Source organism: Flexistipes sp., from assembly GCF_036172515.1.
Classification (GTDB): Bacteria; Chrysiogenota; Deferribacteres; order Deferribacterales; family Flexistipitaceae; genus Flexistipes.
Map to the genome: position 1 here is coordinate 1 of NZ_JAXKVW010000004.1, position 12,498 is coordinate 12,498.

The window sequence follows — 12,498 nt, forward strand, 5'->3', positions numbered from 1 at the left end:
TCTTACTGCAGATTCTTTAAATTCTGCAGTATAACTCCTGCGTCTCGATGTCATTTTGCACCTCTCTCTTATTTGTATAATAGGTGCTTAATTTTTTGTCCATTATTTTTGTACCACATCACCGTGATGCGTGATGCGTGATGGGTTATGGGTGGAGAGGCAGGGAGGTGGAGAAGTGGAGAAGCAAAGGTAAAGGTTAAGGTTAAGGTTAAGGTTAAGGTTAAGGGGAAGTAGATTGATTAACTTAGATGTTTAAGTGATATATTGGCTGGGTAGTGTATTGGTATATTTGCTATTGGCGAACGCTGTTGGTACCTTAATTACCCTGCTAATGCTGCCAAAGGCAGCCAGGCGAAGCCGAATTTAACGGGGTTCAACGTTTCCTGCCACGTAATCAAGATTATATGGCAGGATAAATACATCAACTACCTCAACTGCTTTAAATACTTTTAAAAATCCCTACTTTAAGCACTTGTCCGCCTACGGGAGGACTGCCGCATATAAATACATAAATCGTTGGAGAAAAGCAAATGTAGTTGAATTAGGTATGCTGTTGTGTTAATTTTAATAATAAAGATCTTTGAATAACTCAGGAAGCGCGGCTTCAGCCGGGCAAAGCTTGGTTTGAAACTTGGTGTTGCCAAGCATGCGGGAATACCAAGGCACTTAATTATTAAGTCCCCTGGCCGAAAACTAAAAATAGCGAATTATTCAAAGCTCTTTAAATATGCGATTACTGTTTTTATAATTCCTGTTTACAAAGTGATGGATTTTTAGGTGTTTATTATTTTGAGGGTGCCGTATGAATGAAAATGTTACTGTTCTTGTTGTGGATGATGAGGATTATATCAGAGACAGTGTGAAAATAATTCTCGAAACGGAAGGTTTTCATGTTATTTGCACAGACAACGGAAAAGATGCTTTGGATATTTTGTCCGCTCATTATGTGGATATAGTCCTGTCCGATATTCAGATGCCTGAAATGGACGGCATTACCCTTTTAAAAGAGGTTAAAAACAGATTTAAAGATGTTGAGATTCTGCTCGTTACAGGTTATCCCAGTCTGGACTCTGCTGTGGAAAGTGTCAAGATAGGTGCTTTTGATTATATAACAAAACCATTTAAAGTGGATAACCTTGTTAATAAAATTCAGAAGGCTCTGGACAGTAAGAAACTTAAACGGCAGGTTCTTGAGCTTAAGCAGATTGTTTCAATCTACGATTCCAGCAATTTTTTCTCGAAAACACTCAATCACGATGAAATACTCAGCCAGCTTCAGAGTGTGATAAAGAATGAATTGAAAATATCCAGTTTTTATATAAAACTTTTTACACGTCAGATTGAAAAGTCTCACAATTTTGATGAAGACTTTAAGAATTTTCTGAATGACAAATTCAGCTTCAAACGCTCTCTGATAGCTTTTTCTGAAAATGAATCAAAAACCGGACATTACAAAAAAAACGGTCAGGATATTAACTATATTATTCTGCCAATGTTTGGAACCGAGGGCCTATGGGGAATCTTTGCGGCATATAACACAGGTACCCATACTTTCAGGGATATTGATGTTAAGGTTCTTAATATCTATGTCAGTCAATGCTCCATGGCTTTGCAGAATTCACTGTCATACGAAGATTTATCCAAAGGATATGTGGAGACTGTTACTTCTTTATCCAAAGCGGTTGATGCCAAGGATCACTATACACGGGGGCACTCTGAGAATGTGAAGAATTATTCGCTGATGATTGTGGATGAAATGGGTTTTAATGAAGAGTTCCGTGATCTTATGTTTTATGCAGGGCTTTTGCATGATATCGGAAAAATCGGTGTCTCAACAGATATTATAATAAAGCCTGACAAGTTGACAGATTATGAGTATGGAGAGATGAAAAAACATCCTATTTTCGGTAAAGAGATTCTGGAACCTATTGAATTTCTCGGAGATGTTCCACAATATGTATTGTACCATCATGAAAAAATGGACGGTACGGGATATCCCTATGGATTGGTTAAAGATGAAATACCTCTGGGATCCAGAATACTTCAGGTCTCTGACTCTTTTGATGCGATGACCACCGACAGAAGTTACAGACCGAAAAAGGAAATAACAGAAGCGGTGGAGGAGCTTGATGATTGTACGGGAACACAGTTTGACCCGGAAATTGTAAAAGCGTTCAAAAGCGCTTTGAAAGGAAACCAAATTATATGAGTACACTTTTTGATAAAGAACTGTTTGATCTTGCTGATGAGGCAATGCTAATAAAACGCCGGCTCTGGGGCGATGATGTTTTTTTTGTGGATAATCTCCATGTGAATTATACGGATATATGTGTAAGCCACTGCAGGTTTTGTGCTTTTGCCAAAGATGAAGGGGACGATGATTCATATGAAATGGATATTCCCGGGATAATAGATTACATCGGCAGTAAAGGCGAATCCGTCAGTGAAATTCATATTGTGGGCGGATTGCATCCTTCAAAAACCTTCGATTTTTATGTTAATATGCTGACAGAGATTAAAAGAAATTTCCCTGAAAAGACCATAAAGGCTTTCAGCGCTGTTGAAATTGACTATTTTGCCAAACTGGCCTCAATAAGTGTTGAAAAAGTTCTCTTAAAATTGAAAAATGCCGGACTGGAGATGATGCCGGGCGGCGGGGCTGAAATTTTTAATCCAGCTGTCAGAAAACAGATTTGCCCTGAAAAAATAAGTGGAGACAGATGGCTTGAAATTATGGAAACAGCACATAATAACGGAATAAAAACAAATGCCACAATGCTTTTTGGTCATCTGGAGAGTAAAGGGGACAGAATTGAGCATCTGGAAAAAATCAGGGATTTGCAGGAAAAGACAGGAGGATTTGTTGCTTTTATCCCTCTTGAGTTTCACCCTGAAAACACGTTTCTTTCCCATAAACAACCACCCACGGGTATTGATGATTTAAAAACCATTGCAGTTTCAAGGATTGTGCTTGAGAACGTTCCTCATATTAAAGCCTACTGGGTTATGCTTGGGGTGAAGCTTGCACAGGTAGCACTTTATTTCGGAGCGGATGATCTGGACGGAACCGTAATTAAAGAGAATATAACCTATGCTGCAGGCAAAAAAAGTGAAAGGACATTATCGTTGAATGAGCTTACTTCGATGATTAAAAGTGCAGGTTTCAATCCTGTGGAAAGGGATTCGTTTTACAATGCAGTCAAAAGATATTAATTCCCTTGTTTTTGTAAACCCATCTGTAAATATGTACAAAATCTCCCGGGCTGCCGCTGATTTTGGCAGCAATGTCGAATATATGTTTACGGGTGAATTGCCTGGAATCCGGGCGGATGAATTGTTTTATTTAGATGAAAACAGATGTCTTAGAACCAATCTTCCCGGTGTTAAGCAGAAAAGCAGGGATAAAAATGTGTATTCCTTTAAAAGCGGTTTTTTTAAACGGAATGTTATAAAAAGGCATATCAGTAATCTTTGTGACAAAAGTCTTTTTCCCAATGCGAATTATGTGGATCTGCAGATGATGGCTGGACATACTGTAAAAGAACATCTGCCGGATCTGAAAGCCCCCGTTTTCGATGATTTTGGAGAAGTTACCAAAAATATCAATCCTTCGAAATTGTATATAACCGGCTGGCTGCCTTACTTCACTTATAAAAATAAACTGGAAAAACTCTACCTCAGTGCTTTTAAAACGGATTTTGATGCCAAAAAATGTTTTGGCAGGGATTATGTGGTTTTCTTTTCCGATTACTACAGGGTGGAAATTTTTGCAAAAGACGATATCTTGTATACTGTCGGTAAGTTACATAAGCATATTTTGGACAAATTGAAAATAAAATTGCCTTTTTTAAAGAAATTTGAATTCGAGGAAATTTACAGAAGTGAAATATCAAGGAACTGTTATCCGTGGGCAATGAACGTTACAGCTGACAATCTTCTGATTATAAATGATTACAGCTATTTCGGCCTTTCGGCTCAGATGCCGGAAGACTGGTATCATAAGGCAGGGAGGTATTTATGTACAGGGATACAGTTGTAAGCGGTCTTTTTTATCCTTCTGACAAAAATAAAATAATATCTTTTATTGAGTCAAATAAAGGCAGCGAAACGGCTCAGGAAGCAAAAATGATTATTGTACCTCATGCCGGTTATGTTTTTTCCGGTGCTACAGTTGTTAAAACAATTTCAAGGATTAAGCTGCCCAAAAATATAATTTTACTGGGACCGAACCATACAGGGGCGGGCGGCAGGATTGCCGTGTATCCCGGAGGTAAATGGAGCTGCCCGCTGGGTGATGTCCCCGTGAATGAAAATATGGTGGAAAAGCTCATGGACAAAGGTTTTGAGTCAGACCGGTTAGCCCATGTGAAGGAGCATTCCCTGGAAGTTCAGCTTCCTATCTTAAAATATTTCAGGGACGACTTGAATATTGTCCCTATTGCTTTTAAAGGCTTAGGCTTTGAAGACTGCAGAAATGCGGGGAAAGTTTTGAAAGATTTGGTTAGTGAGACTGATTCAATGATAGTTGTAAGTTCGGATTTCAACCATTTCGAAGATCTTGAAACAACGAATGAGAAAGATTTTGATGCCATCAACCGCATCCTTGATTTGGACAGCAAGGGGCTTTATGACACTGTTTTGAGCAAAAACATATCGATGTGCGGTATTATCCCCACCGTTGTTGCTTTGGAGTCACTTGATAACAAAGAAAATCTGAAGGCTTCACTTGTGGAGCATACAACAAGTGCGGAGACGAGCGGTGATGCGTCGCAAGTTGTGGGTTATGCAGGGATAATTATAAGTTAGATGTATTTAGAGGTAGTTGAGGTTGTTGAGGTATTTATCCTGCCATATAAACTTGATTACGTGGCAGGAAACGTTGAACCCCGTTAAATTCGGCTTCGCCTGGCTGCCTTTGACAGCTAGCACCAGCCAAAGGCTGGTAAATATGTGTACATTCTTTAACAGGGTAAACATTGAACGTTGAACTGACTAAGGAGGAGTTATGGAAGTAAGAAAAGCAGTGCTGCCTGTTGCTGGATTTGGGACCAGAATGCTTCCTGCTACCAAATCTGTGGCAAAAGAGATGATTACACTTATTGACAAGCCGTTAATTCATTATGCTGTTTTAGAGGCTGTGGAATCAGGAATTGAGCAGATAATTTTTGTTACAAGTGCAGGCAAAAGCGAAATAGAAAATTATTTTGATAAATCTCCGAATCTTGAGCTGGTTTTGGAAAACTCAGGTAAAAAAGAGCTGCTTGAAGAAGTAAGAAATATAAGCGATATGTGCGAATTTGTATCGGTAAGGCAGAAGGAACAGAAAGGGCTGGGACACGCCGTTTACTGTGCCCGGGACGTTGTTGGTGATGAGCCTTTTGCCGTGATTTTGCCCGATGATATTATGAAATACAAAACGCCTGTTACAAAGCAGCTTATAGATAATTTTGAAGAAACCCATGCTCCTGTTGTTGCACTTTGCAAAGTGGAAAAGAAAGATGCCCATAAATATGGGATTATCGAAATAGACAAAAAAGTAAAAGATAATTTTTATAAACTAAAGACAATGGTTGAAAAACCTAAAACAAATCCGCCTTCGGATATGGCTATTATCGGCAGGTATATACTTACCAAAGAGATACTCGATGAAATTGGCAATACGAAATCCGGAGCACTGGGAGAAATCCAGCTGACGGACGCCATAAATGCTGTGGCGTCAAAAAATGCTGTATACGGTTACGAATATGAGGGCAGACGGTTTGACTGCGGTAATAAATCCGGTTATCTGGAGGCTGTTGTAAACTTTGCTCTGGAAAGGGAAGATATTTCCGCAGACTTTAAACAAATACTTGAAGCAGCCGGTTTTAAGGTGAATGATGGAAGACTTTGATCCTGCAAACAAAATTGTTTTGGTGCACGGAATTATCAGCGATAAAATAGGTAAATTAATCGACTATTCCGAAAAGATGAAGCGGAGCATCAGTGAAACCAGCATTCCCCTTATGGATATTATTGATACGGGAGAGAATCTCGAAATTTTTGCTGAACTTCCCGGAGTTAAGCTTGATGATTTTAATGTTTTACTGTATGAAGAATATCTTATTATCGAAGGGAGTAAAATTGCTGACAAACCTGACTGCAAGGTAACATTTTTCAGGATGGAGAGAACATTTACCCCTTTCAGAAGAATAGTCAGACTTCCCCATGAAGTGGATGAGAATGATATTTCTGCAAAACTGAAAGACGGCGTACTGATAATAAAAATAAAAAGGAAATGATAAATTGAAATCAGGGAGGGAAAAAGAAGTGGAAAATGTTAATGAAAATTTAGAAATTCCTGAGATACTTCCGTTACTGCCTGTCAGAGACATGGTGGTATTTCCATATATGGTTCTTCCTCTTTATGTCGGCAGAGATGCCAGTATTGCAGCAGTGGATGAAGCATTGAGCGGAGAGAGAATGATATTTCTTTCTTCTCAGAAAAACGCTGAAATTGAAGAGCCTGATGTTCAGGATATCTACAAAATAGGAACCGCTGCACTTATTTTGCGTATGCTGAAACTGCCTGACGGCAGAGTGAAAATACTTGTTCAGGGGCTAAAACGTGCAGAAATTGACAGTTATGCTCAGGAAGATCCTTTTTACAAGGTGAAACTCAATCTGATAGAGGAGAGTGAGCCGGAAGAAGGGTTAAAATCTGAAGCTCTTGTACGTCATGTGAAGGAACAGTTGTCCAAAGCCGTTAATCTTGGAAAACCGCTTTTGCCTGACCTGTTGGCTGTGATTGAAACAATCAATGAGCCGGGCAAATTGGCCGATATTATAGCGGCTAATCTTGGTTTGAAAGCTGAGGAATCTCAGGTGATTCTGGAAGAGATTGAAGCTGAAAAAAGGCTGGAGAAGGTTAATGAATTTTTAAACAGAGAAATTTCAATTCTCGAAGTCCAGCAGCAGATAATGAATGATGCCAAGGGTGAAATCGATAAAAGTCAGAGGGAATATTTTCTGAAAGAACAGATGAGGGCAATCAAGAAAGAACTCGGTGAAGAGGATGATATCAGTAAAGAGGTTGAAGAGCTTCAGGAAAAAATCAGAAAGGCTAAAATGCCCAAAAAAGTCAGGGAAGAAGCTGAAAAGCAGCTGGGCAGGTTTTCCCGAATGCATCCTGATTCCGCCGAAGCAACAGTTGTCCGGAGTTATCTGGAGTGGCTGGTGGAACTCCCCTGGTCTAAATCCAGTAAGGATAATCTCAACATAAAGCATGCCAAAAAAATCCTGGATGAAGATCACTACGGGCTTGATGAGGTAAAAGACAGAATACTTGATTTCCTTGCCGTCCGTAAACTTAATAAAAAAATGAAAAGCCCCATTCTATGTTTTGTTGGCCCTCCGGGAGTCGGTAAAACATCCCTGGGGAAGTCAATTGCCAGAGCTATGAACAGGGAGTTTTTTAGAATGTCACTCGGCGGAACCCGTGATGAAGCTGAAATAAGAGGGCACAGAAGGACATACATAGGCGCTCTGCCCGGTAAAATAATCCAGGGGATAAAAAATACAGACAAAAACAATCCGGTTTTTATGCTTGATGAAATTGATAAGCTGGGTATGGATTTCAGAGGCGATCCTTCCTCCGCTCTGCTGGAAGTGCTTGATCCGGAACAGAACAGTTCTTTTGTGGATCACTATCTTGGAGTGCCTTTTGATTTGTCCCGTGTATTTTTTATTACCACAGCCAATTATCTTGATCCCATACCGCCTGCATTAAAGGATAGGATGGAGGTTATCAGGATACCGGGTTATACGGAGGATGAAAAAATAAAGATAGCCGAAAACTATCTTATTCCCAGACAAATAAAAGAAAACGGACTGGGTGAAAAGAAAGTTCAGTTTAGCAGGAAAGCAATATTTGAAATTATAGACGGCTACACCAGAGAGTCAGGTCTCAGGAATCTGGAAAGGACCATAGGAAAAATCTGCAGAAAGATTGCCAGAAAGGTTGCCGAAGGTGACGGAAAAGAAACATTCAGAATTACTCCTAAGACTGTTGAAAAATTTTTGGGTCCCAGAAAATTTGAGGATGAGGAAGAACTTAAAACAAATGAAGTTGGTATAGTCACAGGTCTTGCATGGACGCCGTATGGCGGAGAGGTTTTATTTGTTGAGTGCAATAAGTACAAAGGCAAAGGGAATATGGTTGTTACCGGTCAGCTGGGAGATATTATGAAAGAATCGGCAAAAGCCGCTTTTACAGCCGTTAAGTCTCTTGCTGAAAAATATGAAATTGATGAAAAAATGTTTTCCGATTATGATATACACATCCACGTACCTGCCGGAGCAATTCCGAAGGACGGTCCTTCCGCAGGAATAACAATGGCTACAGCAATTTTTTCCATATTTACAGGTAAAAAGGTGCGTAAAGATGTGGCAATGACCGGTGAAATCACCATTTCGGGCAAAGTGCTGCCTATAGGCGGACTGAAGGAGAAACTTCTTGCTGCAAAAAGAATAGGTGTGGCTAAGGTTATTATCCCGAAAAAGAATAAAAAGGACCTTGTGAACGTGCCGGCAAATGTTAAAAACAGCCTGGAAATAGTTGCTGTGGAAAAATTTGATGAAGTTCTGCAACATACTTTTTAAAGGATGCTGACGGAGTAATTCTATAAAATTCAAAGATAAGCTTTTACTGATAGTAAGCTTAGACAGGCCCCCACTTGTTATTTCCCTTTCTTCGGCAATAGGGGTTATGATCGGTGTGTCTCCTTATATAGGATTGCACACTGTTATGGCTGTGGGGGCGTCTTATATTTTCCGCCTTCCCCTGTACCCGCTGATTTTAGGAGCATATATTAATAATCCGCTTACACTGGTAATTATTTACGGATTTTGCTACAAGGTAGGCAAATTTTTTCTCCAAAGTGAAACCGATCTCTCAATAGACTGGCAAAACTTATCATATATGGATTTTTGGGTGAATCTGAAAGCTTTTTTCTGGCCGTTTTTTGTGGGGACACATATTATGGCTCTCTTTGCAGGAATCATTACGTTCTTTTTTATATACGCTGCCATTAAAATTTACAAAAAGAATTCAGATTGATTCGATTCCCATTTGTTATTCATGGTTATTCATTGGGAAAAACCTATCCGGTGAAATAACTAAATTTGATTATGGTATTCAAAACTTAACGCTTAATGCCAATATACCAATACACCACTCAACAAATACACTACTCAAATATTTATTTACTTGAGGCCTTTGAATAAGTACCCCACCCAACCTCCCCTAAATTAGGGGAGGAGCTTTATTTCCCCTCCTATCAAAGAGTTAGGAGGGGATTAAGGGGTGGTAAAATTTATAATAATGCATTACTCAAAAGTCTCTACTTGTAAATTTATTGATAATGCCAGGGTAAGTTTTTTATTGCAAAAAGGGAAAGTTTTTTGTATATCTGTTATTTAAGAAGGCGCGTAGCTCAGTGGGAGAGCATTGCCTTGACGTGGCAAGGGTCGGCGGTTCGATCCCGCCCGCGCCTATTAAAATTTCATTTTTTTCCTTTCTGAAAGCTTTTTAAGGAGTATTTGTGACTTGTCTCATATTTCCTGGTGATTATTACCGATGAATCCTGCCGACAGAACAAAAGGCTTTGCTCTTGTCATGCTTGCCGCCGTATTGTGGGGAACCACAGGTACTTCTCAGGGGCTTGCACCTGCTGAAGTGAGTTCCTCCGTTATCGGGGCGCTCAGGATTTTGCTGGGAGGAATTGTTCTTTTTCTCTATGCATTTTATAAGGGAGGCTTCTCAAAGACTGAGAAATGGCCTTTTCTGATTACATCATTCGGTATTTTATCTGTTGCTGCCTACCAGCTTACTTTTTTTTACGGTGTGCGGTATGCCGGAGTTGCCATCGGAACTATGGTGGGTATCGGCAGCGGTCCCATATCGGCGGGTATTCTTGCTTTTCTCTTTTATAATGAAAAGCTCAGCAAAAAATGGATGATATCCACACTTATCGGAATAATCGGTCTGGTATTGACGACTTATGGATCGAGGGGAAGCGGACTTAATTATAATGTGTTCGGCATTATACTTAGCATTGGAGCGGGTTTTTTTTACGCCTCCTATACCATGGTAAGTAAAAAGCTTCTGGAAACAAATGATGTAAATGCAGTCATGGCGGTATTGTTTCTGGGCGGAGCTTTGCTTCTGACACCGTTTTTATTTATTTATGATGTTGCTCCTCTTCTCAATCCAGGAGGAATTATTATCATTATACATTTAGGTGTAATTGCAACCGGTGTGTCGTATTTCTTTTTTGCAAGAGGATTAAAACTGATAAAAGTTTCAGAAACTGCGACACTGTCACTGGCTGAACCGCTTACTGCAACTCTACTCGGTATTCTTGTCCTGCATGAATCTCCTTCATTTTTAAGTTTTCTGGGTGTATTTTTTATTTTTGCCGGTTTGTGTGTGCTGTCGATACAAAGAAGACAGAGGACAGAGGATAGATAATTGAACGCAAGAAGAATATTTGTTCAAAATCTTAGCAGAATCTACGGCTTTTACAACCTCTACAATCTCGGGAGCTTTGAATAAGTACCCCATCCTATCCTTCCCCTAAGATAGGGGAAGGGACTTTCTTCTCCCCCTGGATTAGGGGGAGATGCAGAGGGGGTACATTTTGTTTTTAAGCATAGTTCCGTAAACCTGCAGGGCTAAAGCCCTGCTTCCAGAATTATTCAAAGCTTATTTCTACAACCTACAATTACCTCAAACTACTTCTAACTACCTCTAAATACCTCTAACTACTTCTAGTCAAAAACCATCTTTGATTCCGATATTGCTTTTTTACTGCCTGTCCATATGTAGGCTAACAGCAAAGGTTGAGAAGAATCATTTGTGATTTTATGGGGTTTTCCAGGCTTATTAAGGACAATTGATTCCGGAGGGTAGACAGCCTGATCATTCTGTGAAAAATAACCGGATAAGTTCAGGTACGATTCTGTCAGAGCAGGATGTTCGTGATAATGATAAAGGGCCCCGGGAGCGAGTAACACAACCCCGACTGCGATATCAGAGGATTTTATGAGCCCCCGGGGGCCTAAAATTTCGCTGTAAGCATAATTTTCTTTCATCTCTTCCGGTAGTTTACCGTATCCATATTGCCAGTGTAAAATGGAAGTAAATTTTTGCAAATGAGTAACAACATAGTTTGTTTTATGCTTCATACCATTATCGACTGCAATCTCAAAATATTTGCATACCGGTTTAACTGATGGATTTATCGCCACATTAACGGTATCCAAAGGGAGCTCTTTTGCCAGTAAATTGTCCACTTCCACCATATGTCTTTTTATTTCTTCACTGCCGCCGGATGATTTGATTTTGTACCATCTTTTAAGGGCGTGGAGAAATAAAAGTGTCCCTTGAGCCTGCATTTTACTTCCAGAGATTTATTAATGTTCTTCCTGTCAATTTCCCTTTGAGTATCAAATCTATGTTGTCGCTGACCTCTTCCAGACCGATTTCATTTGTCAGGGTTTCAAAGGAGTCGGGCTTCCACTCGTTTGCCAATTTGTCCCAAACAGGCAGTCTTCTGTCCATTGGCAGCTGTACAGAATCTATACCGATAAGTTTTACTCCTCTTAGTATAAACGGGAATACACTGGATGTGAATTCGGTGGATTGTGTTAAACCGCACGTGGTAACAGTTCCTGAGTATTTTGTGCTTTTTATTGCTGTGGCAAGGATATTACCGCCCACGGTATCCACAGCGCCCCCCCATACGCCTTTAAGCATCGGTTTTCCGCTTTGATCGTCAGCTTCTTCCCTGCTGATTACTCTTATAGCTCCGAGCTCTTTAAGAAAATCTTCTTTTTCTTTTTTACCCGTCACGGCTACGGGATCATAGCCCGCCTGGGACAGTATTGCGATTGCCATTGAGCCGACACCGCCGGTTGAGCCTGTCACCAAAACTTCTCCATCTTCCGGTGTCGTATTGTTTTCAGCAAGGGCAAATACAGAAAGACCGGCGGTAAAACCCGCGGTGCCAAAAATCATACTTTCCCTCAGAGATAAACCTTCGGGGAGTTTTACAACCCATTCAGCAGGCACTCTGATAAATTGTCCAAAACCGCCGTCTGTTTCCATCCCAAGGTCGAATCCCGTTACTAAAACTTCATCCCCTTCTTTAAATGTTGAATCTTTTGAGTCCTGGATGATACCTGCAGCGTCAATTCCGGGGGTATGAGGAAAGTTTCTTGTGACACCCTTGTTCCCTATTGCTGATAGTGCATCTTTGAAGTTCAGCGAAGAATAGTGAACCTTGATGAGAACGTCTCCTTCAGGCAGCTCTTCAATAGATTTCTCTTTAATTTCCCTGATAAATTTGTCTTCCTGTTTGCTGATCACCATAGCTTTAAATTTTTCTGACATATGCATCCTCCTGATATTTCTTGTCTCATCGTAAGTAATTATCTTATAAATTTAAAATATAATCTTAT

11 protein-coding genes and 1 tRNA gene are annotated in these 12,498 nt (G+C 40.0%); 10 read left to right on the forward strand and 2 right to left on the reverse strand.

Translation table 11 applies throughout. From position 1 onward, the window contains the following. Positions 1-802 precede the first annotated feature (802 nt). From UMU13_RS04145 to UMU13_RS04190, 10 genes are all read left to right on the forward strand, one after another. The gene (locus tag UMU13_RS04145; protein ID WP_328217324.1) at positions 803-2,209 is read left to right on the forward strand and encodes an HD domain-containing phosphohydrolase; all 1,407 of its coding nucleotides are present in this window, start codon (positions 803-805) and stop codon (positions 2,207-2,209) included. Further along, the gene (mqnE, locus tag UMU13_RS04150) at positions 2,206-3,213 is read left to right on the forward strand and encodes an aminofutalosine synthase MqnE (RefSeq protein WP_328217326.1); all 1,008 of its coding nucleotides are present in this window, start codon (positions 2,206-2,208) and stop codon (positions 3,211-3,213) included. Before UMU13_RS04145 ends, mqnE begins: the two co-directional genes overlap by 4 nt. Further along, complete coding sequence (locus UMU13_RS04155; RefSeq protein ID WP_328217328.1) at positions 3,194-4,039, forward strand: hypothetical protein; 846 nt, start codon at positions 3,194-3,196, stop codon at positions 4,037-4,039. The genes mqnE and UMU13_RS04155 overlap by 20 nt, the downstream gene beginning before the upstream one ends. Next, complete coding sequence (gene amrB / locus UMU13_RS04160) at positions 4,018-4,806, forward strand: AmmeMemoRadiSam system protein B (RefSeq protein ID WP_328217329.1); 789 nt, start codon at positions 4,018-4,020, stop codon at positions 4,804-4,806. The genes UMU13_RS04155 and amrB overlap by 22 nt, the downstream gene beginning before the upstream one ends. Before the next feature lie 199 nt (positions 4,807-5,005). Then, a complete protein-coding gene (galU, locus tag UMU13_RS04165) occupies positions 5,006-5,890 on the forward strand; it encodes a UTP--glucose-1-phosphate uridylyltransferase GalU (RefSeq protein WP_328217330.1) in 885 nt (294 codons plus the stop codon). Further along, positions 5,874-6,278, forward strand: a complete 405-nt coding sequence (locus tag UMU13_RS04170) for an Hsp20/alpha crystallin family protein (protein WP_328217331.1) — start codon at positions 5,874-5,876, stop codon at positions 6,276-6,278. Before galU ends, UMU13_RS04170 begins: the two co-directional genes overlap by 17 nt. Before the next feature lie 4 nt (positions 6,279-6,282). After that, positions 6,283-8,637, forward strand: a complete 2,355-nt coding sequence (gene lon, locus UMU13_RS04175; RefSeq protein WP_328217332.1) for an endopeptidase La — start codon at positions 6,283-6,285, stop codon at positions 8,635-8,637. Positions 8,638-8,659: 22 nt separating this feature from the next. Continuing rightward, positions 8,660-9,094 carry a DUF2062 domain-containing protein gene (locus UMU13_RS04180; RefSeq protein WP_328217527.1) on the forward strand — a complete coding sequence of 145 codons (435 nt, stop codon included), beginning with the start codon at positions 8,660-8,662 and terminating at the stop codon, positions 9,092-9,094. Between the two features lie 365 nt (positions 9,095-9,459). Then, a tRNA-Val gene (locus tag UMU13_RS04185) sits at positions 9,460-9,531 on the forward strand. Between the two features lie 82 nt (positions 9,532-9,613). After that, positions 9,614-10,507, forward strand: a complete 894-nt coding sequence (locus UMU13_RS04190) for a DMT family transporter (RefSeq protein WP_328217333.1) — start codon at positions 9,614-9,616, stop codon at positions 10,505-10,507. A gap of 299 nt (positions 10,508-10,806) precedes the next feature. On the opposite strand, the gene UMU13_RS04195 is transcribed toward UMU13_RS04190, so the two are convergent. Beyond that, positions 10,807-11,433, reverse strand: a complete 627-nt coding sequence (locus UMU13_RS04195; RefSeq protein ID WP_328217335.1) for a dimethylsulfonioproprionate lyase family protein — start codon at positions 11,431-11,433, stop codon at positions 10,807-10,809. Between the two features lies 1 nt (position 11,434). After that, positions 11,435-12,430, reverse strand: coding sequence for a YhdH/YhfP family quinone oxidoreductase (locus UMU13_RS04200; protein ID WP_328217336.1), 996 nt, complete (start codon positions 12,428-12,430; stop codon positions 11,435-11,437). Between the last annotated feature and the right edge of the window lie 68 nt (positions 12,431-12,498).